The organism is Rahnella sp. GSA61A (assembly GCF_019969905.1).
GTDB lineage: Bacteria > Pseudomonadota > Gammaproteobacteria > Enterobacterales > Enterobacteriaceae > Rahnella > Rahnella aceris.
Genome location: NZ_JAHXYO010000008.1, coordinates 65,685 through 86,852, shown reverse-complemented (window position 1 = coordinate 86,852; position 21,168 = coordinate 65,685). Strand labels below are relative to the sequence as shown.

Here is a 21,168-nt window from a genome sequence, read left to right as displayed (position 1 = left end):
TAACTAACATCAGTACAAAGAGGTGTTATGGAACGTTTTGAATTTAACTACCCGGCGGCAAAACCGCTGGCAGGCCGTGCCGAAGCAGGCGTGGTAGGTTCCGGCGATTTAGAAGCGCTGTATGAACCAAAAACAGTCAATGAACTGAACATTATCGTCACCACCTCGGTCGACGGCAGCCATACCTTATGGCAGAACTTTTTTAACCGTCTGAGTGCGCTGCGTGAATTACCGGCCGGTCGTCTCGACATCAATGATTTTGGCGCCACACCCGGGGTTGCCCGTCTGCGTATCGAACAGGTCTTTGAGGAGGCTGAAAATGCCAACTGATACTGATCAGAGCTTTATCGAACTGAGCGCCCGTCAGCGCGCCCGCAAATTGCTGGACGCCGGCACTTTCCGCGAACTGCTCGGGCCGTTCGAACGCATTATGTCTCCGTGGCTGGAACCGCAGGGCATCGTGCCACAGGCCGATGACGGCATGGTCGTCGCCAAAGGTCAGATTAACGGCCAGCCTGCTGTCGTTGTGGCGATTGAAGGCAGCTTCCAGGGTGGCAGCATGGGCGAAGTGTCCGGTGCCAAAATGGCTGCTGCGCTGGAAATGGCTGCAGAAGATAACCGTAACGGCATCCCGACGCAGGCCGTTCTGCTGCTGGAAACCGGCGGTGTGCGTTTGCAGGAGGCCAATCTGGGTCTGGCGGCGATCGCGGATATTCACGCCGCCATTGTTGATTTGCGCCGCTATACGCCGGTGATCGGCGTCGTTGCCGGTACTGTTGGTTGCTTTGGCGGGATGTCGATTGCCGCCGCGCTGTGCAGCTATCTGATTGTCACCCGTGAAGCCCGTCTGGGACTGAACGGTCCGCAGGTTATCGAACAGGAAGCCGGTATCGATGAATACGATTCCCGCGACCGTCCGTTTATCTGGAGCATGACCGGTGGCGAAGTGCGTTATCACAGCGGGTTTGTTGATGCGCTGGTGAAAGATTCCCTGAATGAAGTGAAAGACAGCGTGCTGGCCTTTATTAAAGCGGGCGTACCTGCGACACATCGTTCTGATAATTATGATTATTACCTGCCAAAACTGACCGGTTTTGACACCGCGCAGCAGGCCAGCCGTGAAGTGACGGAAGCCTTGTTTAACCGGGAGGATCGCGCATGAGCAACGTAGCAAATAATGCAGCCAGCCGGGGTGATTACTGGTTCGCTGAACTGACCAAAGACGCCACTCCGGTAACCGGTCTTTGCCCTTCCGTGAAAGCGGCTGACGGCAAAATGAATGACCAGCCGGTACGTTTCATCGCCGTGGTGCCGGACAAAAATAACCAGTATCCGCGTGCAGCGGGCGGCGAAGTCGGTTTGCTCGAAGGCTGGAATCTGGCAAAAGTCGTTAACGACGTGATTGACGCCGACGCGGATGCCAGCACCAAACGCGCCATCGTGGCGGTCATCGACGTACCAAGTCAGGCTTATGGTCGACGCGAAGAAGCGTTCGGTATCCATCAGGCGCTGGCCGGTGCCGCAGGCGCTTACGCCAAAGCGCGTCTGGCCGGGCATCCGGTGGTCGGGCTGATTGTCGGTAAAGCGATGTCCGGTGCGTTTCTGGCGCACGGTTATCAGGCTAACAAACTGATCGCCTTCAAAAACAACGGCGTGATGATCCACGCGATGGGTAAAGAATCCGCCGCACGTATCACCTTACGTTCTGTGGATGCGCTGGAAAAACTGGCTGCCACCATTCCGCCGATGGCTTACGACATCGAAAACTACGCCACGCTGGGCCTGCTGTCGCAATTACTCGACATCGCTGATCCGGATAAGGCCACACCCGACGACATCAGCAACGTGCAAAACGTTGTCTGGCAAAACATCCAGGACGCACGCAAAGAAGGCGTTAGCCTCAGCAACCGTCTGGGTGCAGAAAACCGCGCAAGTTCGCAGCGCGTTCGCCAGCAGATGCGCCAGGAATGGTAATTCGTTAACAACTTTCAGTCTCAACCGGTAACGCACCTGCAAACAGCGTGACGCAGCCGCATTGCGGGTTCCCGCCCTGACATACCGTCCGGGCGAGGGCCTGCTGTTGTCTGCAACTGGACTGTCATACTAAAAAAACCATCGCACCGGCGCCGACTGAGCAATCATTTTTTGCCTCAGGAAAAACGCTATGACTTACGTAATATTGCACGCGCTTGCCCCTATTTTCGTCATCATGATCCTCGGTTTTTACGCCGGGAAAGCGAAAATGGTGGATAACCAGAATGTCTCTTTACTGAATATTTTCGTGATGGATTTTGCTTTACCTGCTGCGCTGTTTGCAGCCACCGTACAAACCCCGTGGGCGGGCATTGTGGAACAGTCACCGCTGATTCTGGTGCTGGTTCTGGCGATGTGGATAACCTACGCAGCGATTTACTTTATTTGCACCAAAGTCTTCAAAAAATCTGCGCAGGACGCGGCGGTGCTGACGCTGACTGTCGCACTGCCGAACTATGCGGCACTGGGTTTGCCTATTCTGGGCAGCGTGCTGGGTGATGCGCCGTCAACGTCACTTTCCGTCGCGGTATCTATCGCCTGCGGTTCCGTGCTGATGACGCCGTTCTGTCTGCTGATCCTTGAACGTGAAAAAGCGCGTCTCAGTGGTGAAAATCAGGGATCTTCCCTGGCATTACTGCCGGTTCTGATGTGGCGTTCAGTGAAAAAACCGATCGTCTGGGCACCGTTGCTGGGCGTGATCCTGTCAGCGATTGGCATTAAAATGCCGGAAATTTTCCTGGCTTCGATCAAGCCGCTGGGGCTGTCAGCCACCGCATCTGCGCTGTTCCTGACCGGTGTGATCCTGTCAGCCCGTAAACTGAAAATTAACGGTCCGGTGTTGTTGTCTTGTGTGGCGAAAAACCTGATCCAGCCGTTCATCGCCTGGGGTCTGGTTCTGGCATTTGGCCTGAGCGGTCAGGTTGCTGTGACCGCAATACTGATGATTGCGCTGTCTGCCGGTTTCTTCGGTATCGTGTTCGGTAACCGTTTCGGTGTGCAGTCCCCGGATGCAGAAGCATCACTGCTGATCAGTTCCGTATTGTGTATCGTGACTTTGCCGCTGTTTATCTCACTGACCGCTGCATTGCATTGATTTAAGAAGGATTGAATATGTGTGACCCGCGTGCCCATGATTTTGTCTGGATAAGCGACCGTTCAGCGCTGCAAAGCGACGACACTTTACCCGAATGGGTAAACACCGGCTGGCGCACTGCGCTGCCGCTGGTAGTGCGTCGCGATAAGCGTGCTGACGGTGCGGTTCCGGTGGGTATTCGCGGGCTGACCCGTATTCAGCGAGCCGCCGCCTGGATTGACCCGGCGGCGGTGGAGCGGGTTGTCACACCGGAATCACTGGTCAGCGACGTCAACGCACTTTTGCACTCGCCGTTTGTGTCTCAGCAACCGGTGCAGGCGCTGATCACGTTATGCAGTCTGCAACTGCCTTTCTCTTGGGGGGTGACGGGCAGTTGCGCCTACGCGCTGGCCAGTGATCTCCCGGTGATGCATGCCGACAGCGATCTCGATTTACTGGTGCGTTGCGACACACCGGCAGAACCTTCTCAGTTTTCCGATTTTTACGACCAGCTTCAGCGGCTTCCCTGCCGCGCCGATGTTCAGATCAATACGCCGCAGGGGGGATTTGCCCTCAGCGAATGGTTGCGTGGCGGTGACATCATGCTGAAAACGGCGTCCGGCCCGTTGCTGGTGCGCGACCCGTGGCAATCGCCGGCAGGCTAAGGCCCGCAAAAAGAAGCAAGGAGCACGATGAAAATCTTATTTACCTTCCCCGGGCAAGGGCCGCAGGTGCCGCAAATGCTGCATCGCCTGCCGGATAACCCGCTCACGCATTCCCTCATCGAACAGGCCAGCCTCGCGCTGGATGAAGACGTTCTGCTGCTCGACAGCGCCGATGCTCTGCGTTCCACCCGCGCGGTACAACTGTGTTTACTGATTGCCGGTGTGGTCTGGGCGAAACAATGTCAGGCCGAAGGAATCGAAGCTGATTTTTGCAGCGGGCTGTCGATTGGCGCGTTTCCGGCGGCGGTGATTGCCGGTGCGCTCGACTATTGCGATGCTGTACGTCTGGTCGCACTGCGCGGTGAGCTGATGCAACAGGCTTATCCGCAGGGCTTTGGCCTCTCGGCGATCACCGGTCTGCGTCAGATGCAGGTTGAAGATCTGGTGGCGCAGGTCAACAGTGCAGAATCGCCGGTATATCTGGCGAATATTAACGCGGAAGATCAACTGGTGATTGCCGGCAGCGATGCCGCGATGGCGCAGGTGATGCAACTCGCTAAAGCGCAGGGCGCACAGAAAACCCATCAGCTGGCGGTCAGTGTGCCGTCACACTGTGCGCTGCTTGATCAGCCTGCGGCGAAACTGGTGGAGGCGTTTAAACAGATTCATATTTCCCGCCCGATCAGCGGTTATCTCAGCGGAACAACCGGGCGTGTGTACTGGCAACCGGAAAAAATCGCTGACGACCTGGCGATGAACATGGCCCGTACTGTCAACTGGCGTGACGCCATGGTTGCCGCGTATCAGCGCGATGTACGGCTGGCGATTGAAATGCCGCCGGGCGCGGTGCTGAGCGGCCTGACACGCCGCGCGATGGAGCAGGGCGAAGCGCTGTCGTTATGCCAGTCGGGTATGCAGGTTGCGCGACGTCTCGCAACACGGTTACGGCAAAACGAACGCTGATTAAAGGCGTGATAGGTTGGTGATACTACGGAATAAAAGCCTTTCCTGAGTGAAAGGTTTTTTGTTTTTATCGGACTGTTTATACAGGGAAGTCACCGCCATGCCAGTGATACTACGCTTTAAAAATTACCGTTTTTTCTTCTATTCCAATGAAGGAAATCCTCTTGAACCGCATCATATTCATGTAAGATCTGGTCAGAAAGAAGCCAAACTATGGCTTTCACCTGTTGCCCTATGTCGCCAGACAGGTTCTTCTGCCAAAGAGATCAGGGAAATTATAACGTTAACTAACGTTTATCAGACACTATTTCAAGGAGCATGGAATGAATATTTCGCCTAAAAGTGTTCGTTTTGATGAAAGTACAATGTGGGTGACTCTTGAAGATGGCCAGATCCTGACAGTGCCGCTGGCGCAATTTCCTGTTCTGCTGAACGCAACACCCGCACAGCGTCAGGATTGTGAAACCAGTGCTTATGGTTTGCATTGGGATGCTCTGGATGAAGATATTTCCATTGAGGGCTTAATCGTGGGAAAGCCGATCGCTAAACCGGCTACCCATATGAATGCGTCAGCGCTTTCTGCTCGCTAGCGCATACATCCGGCTTTCAGCGGCGAGGGCGAGCAGATTCGGGTCGTGCTCGCGGCTGTGTGGAAAGACCAGCGAAATGGTCTGGCGCATCTGGTAGGCTTCGGCCAGTGGCAGTAATTTCACCGTATTCTCATACACGCCTTTCATCCTGCCGGGAATCAGTGTGTAACCGACACCCGCCTGCACCAGACTCAGCATCGAGAAAATATCATTCACCCGCGTCACGATATCCGGTTCGAAACCGGCGACCTGAAAGGCTTCCTGAAAGCCGTGATAGGTGGCGAACCCTTCGGCCAGCGACACGAATTTCTTCTGTTTGTAATCGCGTAAATCCGCTGTGCCTTCTGAAATCAGTTCTGCGCTGGCCGGTGCGGCGAGGAAGATATCGTCCTGAAACAGCGGCAACTGATCGTAACGCTGGGCATCGACATTGGAATCACTGGTCGAAATCAGGATGGCATCCAGCTGACCGTCTTCCAGCTTGTGCAGTAAATCATTGTTGGACCCCATCACCAGTTCCAGTTCAAGCTCCGGACGGCGCAGTTTCAGCCCCATGATCAGGCGCGGAATGGTTTCCAGCGTCAGCGAATATAACGTGCCGACTTTCAGCCGCTTATCGCCAAAACCGGCGGCGCGCCGGGTCGCCAGGATACCGTGTTCCATTTGCTCGATGACCTGCGTCGCGTGCTCCAGCAGCGCTTCAGCCGCAGGCAGCGGCAGCAGATTGCGGCCACGATGGATAAACAGCGGGCAACGTAAACCTTCTTCCAGTGAATGCAGGGCGCGATGCACGCTGACGCTGCTCAGACCGAGTTGTTCAGCAGTACGCGTGATGTTTTGCTTTTCCATATAAGCGAGGAAGATTTCGAGTTTACGGAAGGTGATTTCACTGTCGATCATGCAGGCTCCTGCGGGCGTAAACGAGGAGTGATGATAGCCGCGACGCGGCTATCAGGAAAGGCTTTGAATCAGTGTCGGGTGAGCTGATAGCTCACCGTGAGGCATTTCTTGCCGTCGGCGCAGCTTTTACAACTGCCGCTCAGACAACTGTCATCAGCTTCGACCACTTCTGCTTTGCGCATGGCGACCAGCCGTTCAAGCATCGCCTGCACCAGCGGTTGTGGTGCATTAAGCTGATGGCTGAGCTGGCGGGCATCTGCCCGCCCGGCCAGTGCGAGACTGTCGCGAACCTGAATCAGACTGGTCATCTCATCTCCTAGTGGCAATCGCTGCCGGTAGCGGGTTTACAACAGGTCGCCGCATTGCGCGGTTGCAGATGAACGCTGACCCGGCTGCGGGCTTTGCGCAGGGCGGTTAAGACGAGGGCATTGAAGATCAGGACGATCAGGATAATGCCCGCGCTGTGTGCCGGATGCGTGCTGAACGTTGCCGCCTGATAGAACAGGGTTGCCAGTGAGTACGCCACGTTTAGCCCCCAGAAGATCGAGAACGTCATCCAGCTACGGCTGGTTTCACGGGCAATCGCCCCCATCACCGAGACGCAAGGCACGTAAAGCAATACAAAGATCAGGTAGCTGTAAGCCGAAATCGCCGAACCAAATTTGGTGCTCATGACGCCCATTGAGCTGACGCCCATTTCGCCGTCGCCTTTGCTGGCTTCGATCGGGTTCGACAGCACGCTGATGCTGAAGGTATCTTTCAGACCCTGCCAGGTTTCTTTCACCGCGCCGCCCAGTTCATCGAACAGGTTGAAGCTGGCCGCATCGAAGGCTTCATTGGTGATGTGTTCGGCGGTATATAGCGTGTTCAGCGTACCGACCACCACCTCTTTTGCCATCGCACCGGTGACCAGACCCACGGTCGCCTGCCAGTTGTCAGGATGTACGCCCATCGGCGAGAGCACCGGTGTCAGCACTTTACTGACTGACGCCAGCGCCGAGTCATTGATGTTATCCACCGCCTTGCCGCTGAACGAGAAACTGTTCAGTGCGCCGATGAAAATACTGGCAATCACGATTACCTTACCGGCGCGCAGTACGAAACCTTTCAGACGTTGCCACGTTTGCAGCAGCAGGCTTTTCAGGTGCGGCACGTGATACACCGGCAGTTCCATCACAAACGGCGAGGCTTCGCCGCGCATGATGGTGTATTTCAGCAGCAGTCCGGTCAGGATAGCGACCACGATGCCCAACAGATACAGCGAGAACACCACGGATGCGCCGTCCTGCCCGAAAAAGGCCGCAGAGAACACCGCAAAAATCGCCAGACGTGCGCCGCATGACATGAACGGCGCCATCATCACGGTGATCAGCCTTTCACGCGGCGCATCCAGCGTGCGGGCACCCATAATAGACGGCACGTTACAGCCGAAACCGACAATCAGTGGCACGAAGGATTTACCCGGCAGGCCGAGCGACTGCATCAGCCTGTCCATGACGAACGCAGCACGCGCCATATAACCGGAGTCTTCAAGGAACGACAGGAACAGATACATCATGCCGATTTGTGGCACCAGAGGCAGCACGGTATTGATACCGCCACCCAGCCCCTGTGCCAGAAAAATGGTCAGCCATTGCGGGAAATGCAGGGTAAAGCCAATCCACTGCGTACCCTGAATGAAAATCGCGGCGGAGCCGATATCGAAAATCGGCTGCAGCGCACCACCGATGTTGATGGCCAGCACGAACATCAGATACATCACCAGCAGGAAAATCGGTACGCCCAGAAAGCGGTTGAGGATCACGCGATCGAGCACCTGCGTCAGTTTATTCGGCGCCGTAAGGTGGGAGTTGCTGATCTCTGCGCAAAGCGCCGCGATGCTCTGATAACGCGCATCGGCGATCAGCAGTGCCGGATCGTCCAGTTTCTGCTCAGCCAGCCGGGCTCTCACCTGCGGCAATAATGCCTGTGCGTTGCCTGCGTGCGTCTGGCTATAAATATCCCCTTCAAGAATTTGCAGTGCCAGCCAGCGGCGTTGTTGCAGCGCCATGGCTGGCGGCATTTCGGCGGCCAAGACATCGACTTCCTGTTGTAAAACCGGATGATATTGCACACGTTCCAGCACAGCCACTTGTGGCAATTCGTCGATGGCGGCTTTCAGTTCTTTGATGCCGCTGGCACGGGTAGAAACCAGCGCCACCACCGGGCAACCCAGACGAGCAGACAGCGCAGGGATATCAATATTGATGTTCTGGATTTTGGCGATATCCAGCATGTTCAGCGCCACGATGCATGGTACGCCCAGTTCCAGCAGTTGCAGTGTCAGGTATAAATTGCGCTCGAGGTTTGAGGCATCGACGACGTTGATCATCAGATCCGCGTCGCCGCTCAGAATGTAATGGCAGGCAATTTGTTCATCGAGCGAAGTTTGCTCGGAAATGGTGGTCAGGGAATAGGTACCCGGTAAATCCACCAGCGTAATCTGGTGCGCTGCGGTGGCAAACTGACCTTCTTTGCGCTCGACGGTCACGCCTGCCCAGTTACCGACACGCTGGCGTGAACCGGTTAACTGATTGAAAAGCGTGGTCTTACCTGAGTTTGGGTTACCAATCAGGCCGATCGTTAATGGTTTCATTCGATAAAATCTACGTGTCAGAAAAGGTAAACATGCAAGCCCGGGGCCGCCGCGAAAAATGAACTGTCAAAGGCCTGATGTTGGGATCAGGCCATCATCTCGAGCTGGAGGAGATCGAGGTCTTTTCTGCGGACGACGAGGCTGGTACGGCGGGTTTCGATTTGTACCGGATCACCCATCGGCGCAACGCGGATAATGTTGAAAAATGACCCCGGTAACATCCCGAGTGACAACAGTTTCTGCCGGTAAGCCGGGCTGATTTCGTGTGAAAAGCCGGTAATTTTATAAGCACGTTTTGATTGAAGTTGCATAGTTCCTCGCGAAGCATTCAGGCATTTTGGGGGCAGCGTGACAAAGGTTACGCCGCGCTTCCGTGCCCGGTGATCTCACTTAACTGCGAAATATTGCTCAGAAATTGTCCATGGTGCGAAATTGTCAGCCTGTGGCTGACGGCGTATTGAATACGCAAAGAAGTACAAACGAGAATAGTTATCATAATTAGTACGCGTATAGAGACAAAAGAAAAGAGGGGGTGCCTCTTCACGGGAATCTCCACCGCGTCGCTATCGTATGCCTGCCGGATGGCCGATTTATTGATTTACCTCAGTGATTGATTCATTAAGACAGAGTTTAAAAAGTGTCGAAAAAAGATACATAAAAAAAGCCGCTGGATATCAGCGGCTTTGGTGTGGCGGGGAAAAACGAAGAATTAACGTTTTTTGCCGAGCGCGGCGGCCAGAGCATCGGCCATCGCGTTATTGCCTGCTGGCGCGGCATTGCGGCCCGACGGTTTGTTTGGCGCGTGGCGTTTCTGATTGTCTCGTGAATCTGACGCTGGCGCGGAAGAACGGCGCGCGGGTGCTTCGCCCGGTTGCTCGTCCAGTCGCATGGTCAGCGCGATACGTTTGCGTTGCAGATCGACTTCCATCACTTTGACTTTGACGATGTCGCCGGCTTTCACCACTGTGTGGGGATCTTCGACGAATTTGTTCGCCAGTGACGAGATGTGAACCAGGCCGTCCTGATGGACACCAATATCGACGAACGCACCAAAGTTGGTGACGTTAGTGACAGAGCCTTCGAGGATCATGCCCGGCATCAGGTCGTTCATGGTTTCCACGCCCTCGGCAAAGGTCGCGGTTTTAAACTCTGGACGCGGATCGTGCCCCGGTTTTTCCAGCTCTTTGATAATGTCGGTGACCGTCGGCACACCGAACTGCTCATCGGTGAATTCGCTGGCTTTCAGGCCACGCAGCACATTGGAATCGCCCATCAGTTCTTTCAGCGCCAGCTGTGTCGCCGCCAGAATGCGTTCCACTACCGGATAGGTTTCCGGGTGAACTGTCGAGGCATCAAGCGGGTTGTCGCCGTGGTTGATACGCAGGAAGCCCGCGCATTGCTCAAAGGCTTTTGGCCCCAGACGGCTGACTTTCAGCAACTGTTCGCGGTTACGGAACTGACCGTTTTCGTCGCGCCAGTTAACGATATTCTGCGCCATCATGCGTGTCAGACCGGCCACGCGGGTCAGCAGGGGAACGGATGCGGTATTGAGATCAACACCCACGGCGTTCACGCAGTCTTCGACCACGGTATCGAGTTTTTTCGCCAGCTGAGACTGGCTGACGTCGTGCTGATACTGACCAACACCGATGGATTTCGGGTCGATTTTCACCAGCTCCGCCAGCGGATCCTGTAATCGACGGGCGATAGAGACTGCGCCGCGAATAGAAACATCCAGATCCGGGAATTCCAGCGCCGCCAGTTCGGAGGCAGAATACACCGATGCACCAGCTTCACTGACAATCACTTTCTGCGCTTTTACCGCCGGGAACTGTTTTTGCAGCTCAAGGAAGAAGCGCTCGGTCTCGCGGGACGCGGTGCCATTACCGATCGCCACCAGTTCGACATTATGTTTGATGCACAGCGCGGCAACCTGTTGTGCGGCTTTTGCTGCCTGACCGGTATGGGGATAAACCGTATCGATATCCACCAGTTTGCCGGTGTTATCCACAACGGCGACTTTTACACCGGTACGTAAACCCGGATCGAGACCCATAGTGGCGCGCATACCGGCGGGGGCGGCCATCAGCAAATCGTGCATGTTGCGGGCAAAAACGTTGATCGCTTCATCTTCGGCGCGTTCGCGCACGGTGCCCATCAGCTCGGTTTCGAGGTGCAGCAGCACTTTGATACGCCATGTCCAGTTGACCACGGCACGACGCCAGACGTCAGCAGGCGCGTTGTTCAGGCGCAGGCCCAGATGGTCGATGATCAGTTGTTCGGCATAGCTTTCTTTTGGCGGCTCGTCATGCTGCGGATCGGCATTCAGCGCCAGTTGTAAGATACCTTCGTTGCGGCCGCGGAACATCGCCAGCGCGCGGTGCGAAGGCACCTGAGAAATCGGTTCGTGATGGTCGAAATAGTCGCGGAATTTCGCGCCTTCCTGCTCTTTACCTTCCACCATACGGGACGTCAGATGGGCGTTTTTCCACAGGTAATCGCGGACTTTCGCCAGCAGCGCGGCATCTTCAGCGAAACGCTCCATCAGAATGTAACGTGCGCCATCAAGGGCAGCTTTGGTGTCGGCCACGCCTTTATCGGCATCAATGAATTTTGCGGCAGCAGCGTCCGGCTCGTTTTGCGGATCGTTCCACAGCAATTCGGCCAGCGGCTCCAGACCGGCTTCGATAGCGATTTGTCCGCGCGTGCGGCGCTTGGGTTTGAACGGCAGGTAAAGGTCTTCCAGCTCGGTTTTGCTCAGCGTGGTATTAATGGCATTTGCCAGGTCGTCGCTGAGTTTGCCCTGTTCTTCGATAGATTTGAGGATGGTCTGGCGACGGTCTTCCAGCTCCCGCAGATAACCCAGACGGGTGTCCAACTGACGCAGTTGGGTATCGTCCAACCCACCGGTGACTTCCTTACGATACCGCGCAATAAACGGCACGGTATTACCTTCATCCAGCAGACGCACCACGGAAGCAACCTGCTCCGGGCGAACCTGCAATTCACTTGCGATAATGCGGCTCAGTTGATCATTCATAGGTCTGATATCAGTTTTTTTCGTTTAAAAAGCAGGGCACAGTTATACGGTTTGAAGACATAAAATGCCAGTCATCAGGCTGTCCGCCTGCGTGTTTTGAGAGTTAGCTGATCATTTCCCGTAGTCAATCTCATTGACGTACCAGGTCGCGTCGCCAACCGGTGTGGTGACCACCAGACTGTCGCCGACTTCTTTTTTCAACAGCGCGCGCGCCATCGGCGAGTCGATAGAAATGTAGTCTTTGCGGCCAAAAATTTCGTCATATCCGACAATGCGGAAACGCTTGATGTCGCCGTCGTCATTTTCGACTTCCACCCAGGCACCAAAGAACACTTTGCCGTCCTGTTGCGGTGAATAATCGACGATGCGCAGCTGTTCCATGCATTTGGTCAGATAGCGGATGCGGCGGTCGATTTCACGCAGCCGTTTCTTATTGTACTGGTAATCGGCATTTTCACTGCGGTCGCCCAGGCTTGCAGCCCAGGTGACCTTTTTGGTCACTTCGGGGCGTTCATCGCGCCACAGGAAATCCAGTTCAGTTTTGAGCTTGTCGTAGCCTTCACGGGTAATCAGTTTCGTCTTCATGTCACCTGTCGCTTTGCGCAAAATCCTCGCGCTATTGTTTCACACAATCGTGTCGCTGGCAGCGCAGAAATCAGCCGGAAACTCCCGGTTGCTGCTACGCTTTATCTGATGGCTTTTTAGGCGAATAATCATTATCCTGCGGCGCAATGCGTTGAATTTAATAAAAGTCCTGATTCGCATAAAAATATCACTTCTGGCGATGGTTCACAGGGATTAGGGGTACAGCAACAAATGGATTTATTAAAATTCTTACTTCGTCTGCCTTTTACATTGATAAAAGGTGTTTTCCGCGTGCTGGCTTTTATTCTGGGCCTGCTGGGTCGTGTCTTCAAACCGCTGGTCGGGAATATTGACTGGCGGGCACCTGCCTGGTGGACGGCCACTTCCGGCTGGCTGAAGCGCAGCTTTACGCGGATGGAAAATGGCGTAGATAAATACCCGAAAGCCATCAGTCTGGCGATTCTGGTTTTGCTGTGCGCCGCAGGTGCTGGCGTTTACGGCTGGCACTGGTGGCTCAATCGCCCGCAGCCGATAGAACCTGCACCAATGGTTTATCAGAACACCAGCGTCAGCGTCAGCGGCCCCGAGTCCGTCAATTACGCCGCGCAAAAGCCTGCACCGCAGCAAGTCATTTTCAGTTTCCGTCATTCTGCCGCGCCCGTGACGGAAGTGGGCAAAGTGGTCGAAAAAGGGATTTCCCTGAAACCTGCCACGGAAGGTGAATGGAAATGGGTAAGTGGTTACACCTTAGTGTTCACGCCTAAAAATCCGCTGCCGATGGGCAACAAATATGATGTGAACTTCACCCCTGATGTGCTGCTTGCGCCACAAATTAAACTGGCGAAAACTCGCTATGAATTTTCTGCCCCAGCTTTCGGTTATCAGTTGGGTCAGGCCGAGTATTATCAGGACCCGCAGGATCCCCAAAAACGCAGCGCGATTTTTAACGTTAAATTCAACGCACCGGTGGATGTCGCCAGTTTCGAAAAACAGATTTCGCTTGGCCTGACCGAAGGGAAAGCCAAAACCGGGACGAAACTCAATTATTCTGTGGTCTATGACCAGAAGAAACTCAATGCCTGGGTACATTCCGAACCGCTGAAATCGCTGGATCACGGTGGTTCCGTGCGTGTCATCATTGGCGAAGGCGTGAAGGCCTCTGTACCCTCAAATGCCACCGCGCAGGAGAAGAATGGCGTGGTGTCCGTGCCGACGCTCTATAGCCTGACGGTGAACGAAGCCAGCGCGCAGGTGGTGGATGCCGATGGCGCGAAAGGCCAGCGTGCGCTGATCGTCGGGTTCAGCGACGCGGTCAAAGACAAAGATATCCGCCAGGCAGTCAAAGTGTGGTTACTGCCACAGCATAATCCAAACGATCAGGACGAAGCCAAAGGCCCGGATGATTACGCAAGCTGGGCAGTCGACAGCGTCGAGAATAATGTGCTCGCGCAGGCCACCCCGCTGAATATCCAGCTTAATGACGCGGAAAGTGATTATCAGCCGCAGTTCAGCTTCCGTTTCGATGCGCCAGCCCACCGTGCCATGCTGGTGGAGATTGACAATATTCTGACATCTTCCGGCGGCTATAAAATGCCGGAAAAAGTCTACCGCATCGTTCAGGTTCCGGATTATCCGAAATCCCTGCAATTTATGTCGCAAGGCTCGTTGCTGTCGGTCAACGGTGACAAGCAAATCAGCGTCGCGGCGCGTAACGTACCGGGGCTGCGCCTGGACATCAAACGGGTGATCCCGAGCCAGCTGCAACACATCGTGTCGTTCAAAAGTCGTGAATATTCATCGGCGGAATTTAACCGCCTGAATGACGAGTATTTCACCGAGCACTTCAAATATCAGACGGCGGTGAATAACGACAAGCCGGGTGAAGTGAATTATCAGGGCGTCGATCTTTCGCGTTATCTCTCCACCGATCCGACCTCGCATCGCGGCGTATTCCTGCTGACGCTGTCGGAATGGGATCCGAAAAAGAAAGAAGTGAAACCGGAAGCGGATGACGACGGCAATGTGTATCAGGATGAAGACCAGAGCGGAGATGAAGCGCCGGTTGGCGATTCGCGATTCGTTGTTGTCACCGATTTGGGGATTATTGCCAAGCGTTCGCAGGACAAAACACGCGACGTATTTGTGCAGTCAATTCACAGCGGCACACCGGTGGCAAATGCGAAAGTCTCGGTTATTGCTAAAAACGGCGTCACGCTGCTGACTCAAACCACCGGTGCTGACGGGCATGTACGTTTCCCGGCGCTGGACGTTTATACCAGCGAGCGTCAGCCGGTGATGTTCCTGGTGGAAAAAGAGGGCGATGTCTCCTTCCTGCCAGCGGACCGGAATAACGATCGCGGCCTCGACTTCTCCCGTTTTGATGTCGATGGCGAAATCACCCCCAATGACCCGCGTACGCTGAGCAGTTATCTGTTCTCCGATCGCGGCGTTTATCGTCCGGGGGATACCTTCAATATCGGGTTGATCACCCGCGCTGCCGACTGGAGCAACGGGCTGGCGGGTGTGCCGGTGCGTGCGGAAATTCACGACCCGCGCGACAAGCTGATGAGCACCATCCCGCTGACGCTCGGTGCCAGCGGTTTCAATGAGCTGAGTTATACCACTGACGATAATTCACCTACCGGTGAATGGAATGTCTATCTGTATCTGATCGGCAAAGACAATGAATCTTCCACTTTGCTGGGACATACCTCAGTTAACGTCAAAGAGTTCGAGCCGGATCAGCTGAAGGTGAAATTACAACTGACGCCGGAGCGTAAACAAGGCTGGGTGAAACCCTCAGAATTGCAGGCCAATATTGACGTACAGAACCTGTTCGGTACGCCTGCGCAGGACCGGCGCGTGACCTCGAAACTGACGCTGCGCCCGATGTATCCGAGCTTCGATCAGTTCCCGGATTACGCTTTCTATGAGAACCGCCAGAACAGCGACGGTTTCGAAACGGAACTGGAAGACCGCACGACGGATGAAAAAGGCGCGGCGAATATCCCGCTGGATCTGAAATCTTATGCTGACGCGACCTATCAGTTGCAACTGCTGTCCGAGGCGTTCGTGGCCGGTGGCGGACGTTCCGTGGCCGCAACGGCTCGGGTGCTGGTATCGCCGTATGACTCTCTGGTCGGCGTAAAAGCCGACGGCGATTTAGGCTATATCAACCGCGATGCAGCGCGCCATCTGAACATTATTGCGGTCGACCCGTCGCTGAAGCAGATTGCGTTGCCGGATCTGAAAGTCGCGCTGATTGAACAGAAATACATTTCAGTGCTCACCAAACAGGATTCCGGCGTTTACAAATATCAGTCGAAAATGAAGGAAGTGCAGTTGTCGGAACAGCCGCTGTCACTGACGGCGCAGGGCAACGACCTGACGCTGGCGACGGATAAACCGGGTGATTTCGTGCTGGTTATTGAAGATGCGAAAGGCAATGTGCTGAACCGCATTGGCTATACCGTGGCCGGTAACGCCAACCTCAGCCGTTCGCTGGACAGGAATGCCGAACTGAAGCTGAAACTCAATCAGGCGGAGTACCAGCCGGGTGAGGAAATCGAGGTATCCGTTAACGCGCCGTACACCGGCAGCGGGCTGATTACCATCGAGAAAGATAAAGTCTACAGCTGGCAGTGGTTCCATACCGACACCACCAGTTCGGTGCAGAAAATCCGTGTTCCTGCAGGCATGGAAGGCAACGGCTACATCAACGTGCAGTTCGTGCGTGATGTGAATTCCAATGAAATCTTTATGAGCCCGCTGAGCTACGGCGTGATGCCGTTCAAAATCAGCACTAAAGCCCGCCAGAACACTCTCGACGTCAACGCGCCTGAGGTGATTAAACCGGGGGAAAACCTGGTCATGACGGTGAAGACCGACGGCCCGCAACAGGTGGCGCTGTTTGCCGTCGATGAGGGAATTTTGCAGGTGGCGCGTTATCGCCTGAAAGATCCGCTGGAGTACTTCTTCCGTAAACGTGAACTGGGCGTGGAAAGCTCGCAGATTCTGGATCTTATCCTGCCGGAATTCAGCAAGCTGATGCAGCTCGCCGCCGCGCCGGGCGGTGACGCCGGTGAAGGTCTGGATCTGAACGTCAATCCGTTTAAACGTAAGCGCGACAAGCCGGTGGCGTACTGGTCGGGCATTACCGAAGTGAACGGCGAGAAGCAGTTTGATTATCCGGTGCCGGATTATTTCAACGGTAAAATCCGCGTGATGGCGATTTCCGTGACGCCGGACAAAATCGGTAAAGCGCAGACCTCGGCAACCGTGCGCGACAACTTCATCATGACGCCAAACGTGCCGTCGATGGTGGCACCGGGTGATGAGTTTGATGTCAGCGTAGGTGTCAGTAACAACCTCGAAGGGCTGAACGGCAAAAGCATTCCTGTTGCTATCCACCTGACTGTACCGCCGCAGCTTGAAGTGGTGGGCCAGGCCGATCAGAACCTGTCGCTGGCTGAAAAACGCGAGGGCGTGATTAATTTCCGCTTACGCGCCAAAGCCTTGCCGGGTGATGCGCCGCTGGTGTTTGAGGCGACGTATGGCGATAAAACCAGCCGCCGCACGATCAGTACGTCGGTGCGCCCGGCAATGCCGTTCCGCACGCAGTCGGTGATGGGACGCATGAACGGCAGCGGCCAGAACGTCGATAACCTGCGTCAGATGTTTGATGCTTACGCGGTGCGTAAAGCGGCGGTGTCCAACTCGCCGCTGGTACTGACCAGCGGGTTATCCCAGTATCTGGCGGATTATCCGTATTACTGTTCTGAGCAGATTGTCAGCCGCTCGGTGCCGCTGATCCTCGAAACCGTGCATCCGGAAATGCGTGGCAATCTCAGCCCGGCGGACAGCAGCAAGCAACTGAAAGATATGCTGGGGGTGCTGCGTTCACGACAGAACGACAGCGGCGCGATTGGCCTGTGGCGTTCATCGCCGCAAACCGATCCGTTCGTCACGCCGTATGTAGTGCAATATCTGCTGGAAGCCAAAGCGGCGGGCGTTGCGTTGCCAGCCGGTATGCTGGAAGAAGCCAATTCGGCACTGCGCGAACTGGCGGCAAATCAGAATGATGATTTGTATACCCTGCGTCTGCGCGCATGGGCGGTTTATTTGCTGACGCGTCAGGGTGAAATCACCACCAGTTCGCTGGCCTCGGTGCAGGATACCTTGCAGCAGCGTTATCCGGACACCTGGAAAACCGATCTCAGCGCGATGTATCTGGCATCTTCTTACCGTCTGCTGAAAATGGATGATGAGGCGAATACGCTGTTGCAACCAACGTGGGCGCAACTGAGCAAGGCGTATGACAAAGCCTGGTGGACGCAAAGTTACTTTGATCCACTGGTGCAGGACGCGACGCGGCTGTATCTGATCACCCGTCACTTCCCGGAAAAAGTCTCCGCGATTCCGCCACAGGTGCTGGAAAATATGGTCAAGGCACTGAAAGAGGAACGCTACACCACGTATTCCTCGGCAATGAGCATTCTGGCGCTGGAGAGTTATTCCGCACAGGTGGCGGCGCAGGCCACGGCACCGGATGCGCTGAAAATTACGCAACTAAGCAAAACCAAAAATGTGGAACCGCAGCTGATTTCACAGGTTCAGGGGCTGTTTGCTAAAGCGAATTTCACCGCTGACGCACAGGCACTTCGCATTGAAAACGGCAATAACGCGCCCGCCTGGTACGTGGTGACGCAGGCGGGTTACGATCTGGCAGCGCCGAAGAAAGCCATTTCCCGCGGTCTGGAAATCACCCGCGATTACACCGATGAAAAAGGCAACGCAGTCACGCAGGTGACGCTGGGGCAGAAGATCAATGTGCATCTGAAAGTCCGCGCCAACTCGCAGGAAGGGCAGGACAATCTGGCGATTGTGGATTTGTTGCCGGGCGGATTCGAAGTGGTCCAGCAAACGCCACCGGAACCGGAATCTGACAGCAGTGATGAAAACAGTGAAGCAGAAGCTTCAGCGTCCTGGCAGTCACCGCTGGCGGCATCGGGTTCTACGTGGGCACCGGATTACAGCGATATTCGTGAAGATCGCGTGGTGATTTACGGCAGCGCCAGCACCGATGTGCAGGAGTTTGTGTATCAGATTAAAGCCACCAACACCGGCAGTTTCGTGATCCCTCCGGCTTACGGGGAAGCGATGTATAACCGTGAAGTTCAGGCGTTGTCGGTCAGTGATAAAAAACTGGTGGTCGTGCCGGCTGATGAAGCGGCTGTTGCTAAAAAATAACACAATGCAGAAGCCCCGCCGCTGATGGCGGGGCTTAACCTGTTCTGAGTAGCAAGATGATCACCTTTCGCGCATTTTCTAAAACAGCCAAACGTCTGCTGCAAAACATCGCGATGGCGGTTTTTTTACTGGCGATGATTATTGTGGCATGCCGCCTCTGGCCACATCCGCTCCTTTCTCAGGGCCAGCCTTTTTCCACCGTCTATTATGACCGTCAGGGTACGCTGATGCGTATCACGCTGGCGAACGACGACCGTTATCGCCTCTGGACGCCACTTGAACAGGTTTCTCCGCTGGCGGTGAAAAGCTTGTTGCTGCATGAAGATCGCTGGTTTTATATCAACCCCGGTTTTAACCCGTTCAGCCTGATGCGGGGGTTCTGGCGCAGCTATGTGACGGGTGGAAAGATGCAGGGCGGCTCCACTATCACGATGCAACTGGCGCGGATGCACTGGCATCTGAACACCCGCACGCCATCGGGTAAAATCATGCAGGTTCTGCGCGCGGTGCAACTGGAACTGAGTTATTCCAAACATGACATTCTCGAAGCCTATCTGAATACCGCACCGTACGGGCGAAATATTGAAAGCATTGGCGCGGCCAGCCTGATTTATTTCAACAAAGCCCCGAAGGATCTGACGTTACCGGAAGCACTGACGCTGGCGGTTCTGCCACAATCGCCGAGCTACCGTATCGACTCTAAAACGGGTGTTGTCGGTGCGGCGCTGACGCAGGCTCGTAACCGGCTTTTCCAGCGCTGGCAGGCCCATTATGCAACCGACAGCAGCCAGACTTCATTGTTCAGATTGCCGCTGGCACTGCGCCAGCCCGAACAGATGCCTTATATTGCGCCGCATTTCATCGAGCAGTTACGCCAGCAGAACCCGCAAATTATCCGCACGGATACCCGTATCGACACCACGCTGGATGCCGGTTTGCAGCGGCTGATCGAGCGGCAGGTGAATGCGTTTATCACCCGCAACGAAAGCCGTGGGATTCACAATGCTGCTGTTGTGCTGGCCGATACCCGTGATATGGGTGTGCGTGCGCTGGTCGGTTCCGCCGATTACTACAACCGTACGATTCAGGGGCAGGTGAACGGCACCAATGCGAAACGCTCGCCCGGTTCGGCGCTCAAACCGTTTATTTACGCGCTGGGCATGGAGCAGGGCGTGCTGCATCCGATGACTATTCTCAAAGATGTGCCTTCAGCATTTGGGGCATATGCGCCGGAGAATTTCGACCGGCGATTTCTCGGACCAGTGACTGCCACCGATGCGCTGAACTTCAGCCGCAACATTCCGGCCGTGTATGTGGCTTCACAGCTTCGCCAGCCGACGTTCTATCAGTTTCTGCGTCTTTCCGGCGTGGCGGATATGTCCAGCGAGAACCATTATGGTTTATCGCTGGTGCTGGGCGGTGGCGAAGTGACGATGCAGGAACTGGCAAAACTGTACGCATTGCTGGCGAACCGTGGCGTCTTACAGCCGTTACGGATGCAGAAATCCGATCCGCGGCAGACAACGCCGGTCAGGTTGCTGAGTGAAGAGGCCAGTTTCATCACCCTCGATATGCTGCGCCAGCACCGCCGTCCGGGCGATACGCTGGCACAGGCACCGTCTTCACTGCCAGTTTACTGGAAAACCGGCACGTCCTGGGGCTTTCGTGATGCCTGGAGCGTGGGGGTTTTCGGGCCTTACGTGCTGGTGGTGTGGGAAGGGAATTTCGACAGCAAAGGCAACAACGTGTTTGTCGGTGCCGATGCGGCCGCGCCGCTGTTCTTCAATATTATCGACAGCATTACCGCCAGTTATCCTGATTTGCAGGAACCCAAACGCCCGTTTCCCAAAGGGTTGAAAAGGGTGGATATCTGCCTGGCCAGCGGTGATTTGCCGACGCCGTGGTGCCAGCAAAAAGGCAAAACCTGGTTTATTCCGGGCAAGTCGCCGATCAAAGTCGATACGGTTTACCGCCCGGTGCGCCTCGATAAACTGACCGGTGAAGTGGCATGCCCGCCTTATGAGGAGGACGAAACCCGTACGGAAGTGTTTGAGTTCTGGCCATCGGATCTGGCGAATGTTTTTGCACAGGCAGGGTTGCCAAAACGTAAGCCCCCGGCGAATCACTGCAAGGATGAGGGCGTTGACGTGAGTGGCAATCCGCCACGCATCACGTCACCGCTGAAAAATACCACCTACACGCTGCGGCAGTCACAGCAAGGCCGTGACCGGATTTCCTTTAATGCGGTCACGGATGCGGACAGTAAAACGGTGTACTGGTTTGTCGATGACATCTACCTCGGCAGCTCCGCCAGCAAATCCGCTATCGACTGGCGGCCTATCAATAACGGCCAGTATCGCATTCGCGCGGTGGACGACCACGGGCGCGCGGACAGCCGGTTGGTGAGTATTGAGATTGTGAACTGAACAGCGTGG

General features: G+C 55.2%; 16 protein-coding genes. 10 read left to right on the top strand and 6 right to left on the bottom strand.

Going from position 1 to position 21,168, the window contains the following annotated elements:
• Positions 1-27: 27 nt before the first annotated feature.
• From LC431_RS12435 to LC431_RS12400, 8 genes are all read left to right on the top strand, one after another.
• Entirely contained in the window at positions 28-330 is a 303-nt protein-coding gene (locus LC431_RS12435; RefSeq protein WP_013573579.1) for a malonate decarboxylase subunit delta, read from the top strand.
• Positions 320-1,162: a biotin-independent malonate decarboxylase subunit beta gene (locus tag LC431_RS12430; RefSeq protein WP_013573580.1), complete on the top strand. Its 843-nt coding sequence runs from the start codon at positions 320-322 to the stop codon at positions 1,160-1,162. Before LC431_RS12435 ends, LC431_RS12430 begins: the two co-directional genes overlap by 11 nt.
• On the top strand, positions 1,159-1,974 hold the full coding sequence (gene mdcE / locus LC431_RS12425; protein ID WP_013573581.1) for a biotin-independent malonate decarboxylase subunit gamma: 816 nt from the start codon (positions 1,159-1,161) through the stop codon (positions 1,972-1,974). Before LC431_RS12430 ends, mdcE begins: the two co-directional genes overlap by 4 nt.
• A 190-nt stretch (positions 1,975-2,164) precedes the next feature.
• Entirely contained in the window at positions 2,165-3,127 is a 963-nt protein-coding gene (locus tag LC431_RS12420; RefSeq protein ID WP_013573582.1) for an AEC family transporter, read from the top strand.
• Between the two features lie 17 nt (positions 3,128-3,144).
• Positions 3,145-3,771 (top strand): malonate decarboxylase holo-ACP synthase, encoded by a 627-nt coding sequence (locus LC431_RS12415; protein ID WP_217244484.1) that lies wholly within the window; start codon positions 3,145-3,147, stop codon positions 3,769-3,771.
• A 27-nt stretch (positions 3,772-3,798) separates the two neighbouring features.
• Positions 3,799-4,734: a malonate decarboxylase subunit epsilon gene (gene mdcH / locus LC431_RS12410; protein ID WP_013573584.1), complete on the top strand. Its 936-nt coding sequence runs from the start codon at positions 3,799-3,801 to the stop codon at positions 4,732-4,734.
• Positions 4,735-4,834: 100 nt separating this feature from the next.
• Positions 4,835-5,074 carry a DUF4160 domain-containing protein gene (locus LC431_RS12405; RefSeq protein WP_013573585.1) on the top strand — a complete coding sequence of 80 codons (240 nt, stop codon included), beginning with the start codon at positions 4,835-4,837 and terminating at the stop codon, positions 5,072-5,074.
• Entirely contained in the window at positions 5,058-5,324 is a 267-nt protein-coding gene (locus LC431_RS12400; protein WP_223509922.1) for a DUF2442 domain-containing protein, read from the top strand. Before LC431_RS12405 ends, LC431_RS12400 begins: the two co-directional genes overlap by 17 nt.
• On the opposite strand, the gene LC431_RS12395 is transcribed toward LC431_RS12400, so the two are convergent.
• From LC431_RS12395 to greB, 6 genes are all read right to left on the bottom strand, one after another.
• Positions 5,304-6,224, bottom strand: coding sequence for a LysR family transcriptional regulator (locus tag LC431_RS12395; RefSeq protein ID WP_013573587.1), 921 nt, complete (start codon positions 6,222-6,224; stop codon positions 5,304-5,306). The genes LC431_RS12400 and LC431_RS12395 overlap by 21 nt on opposite strands.
• Before the next feature lie 68 nt (positions 6,225-6,292).
• Positions 6,293-6,532 carry a FeoC-like transcriptional regulator gene (locus LC431_RS12390; RefSeq protein ID WP_013573588.1) on the bottom strand — a complete coding sequence of 80 codons (240 nt, stop codon included), beginning with the start codon at positions 6,530-6,532 and terminating at the stop codon, positions 6,293-6,295.
• An 8-nt stretch (positions 6,533-6,540) separates the two neighbouring features.
• Positions 6,541-8,859, bottom strand: a complete 2,319-nt coding sequence (gene feoB / locus LC431_RS12385) for a Fe(2+) transporter permease subunit FeoB (RefSeq protein WP_223509920.1) — start codon at positions 8,857-8,859, stop codon at positions 6,541-6,543.
• Positions 8,860-8,945: 86 nt separating this feature from the next.
• Positions 8,946-9,170, bottom strand: coding sequence for a ferrous iron transporter A (gene feoA / locus LC431_RS12380; RefSeq protein ID WP_013573590.1), 225 nt, complete (start codon positions 9,168-9,170; stop codon positions 8,946-8,948).
• Positions 9,171-9,568: 398 nt separating this feature from the next.
• Entirely contained in the window at positions 9,569-11,899 is a 2,331-nt protein-coding gene (locus tag LC431_RS12375) for a Tex family protein (protein WP_013573591.1), read from the bottom strand.
• Between the two features lie 111 nt (positions 11,900-12,010).
• A complete protein-coding gene (greB, locus tag LC431_RS12370; RefSeq protein ID WP_013573592.1) occupies positions 12,011-12,484 on the bottom strand; it encodes a transcription elongation factor GreB in 474 nt (157 codons plus the stop codon).
• A 231-nt stretch (positions 12,485-12,715) separates the two neighbouring features.
• On the opposite strand from greB, the gene LC431_RS12365 reads away from it, so the two are divergent.
• Together LC431_RS12365 and pbpC are read left to right on the top strand one after the other, a co-directional pair.
• On the top strand, positions 12,716-18,733 hold the full coding sequence (locus LC431_RS12365) for an MG2 domain-containing protein (protein WP_223509918.1): 6,018 nt from the start codon (positions 12,716-12,718) through the stop codon (positions 18,731-18,733).
• A gap of 56 nt (positions 18,734-18,789) precedes the next feature.
• Positions 18,790-21,159, top strand: coding sequence for a penicillin-binding protein 1C (gene pbpC / locus LC431_RS12360; protein ID WP_121019995.1), 2,370 nt, complete (start codon positions 18,790-18,792; stop codon positions 21,157-21,159).
• Positions 21,160-21,168 lie beyond the last annotated feature (9 nt).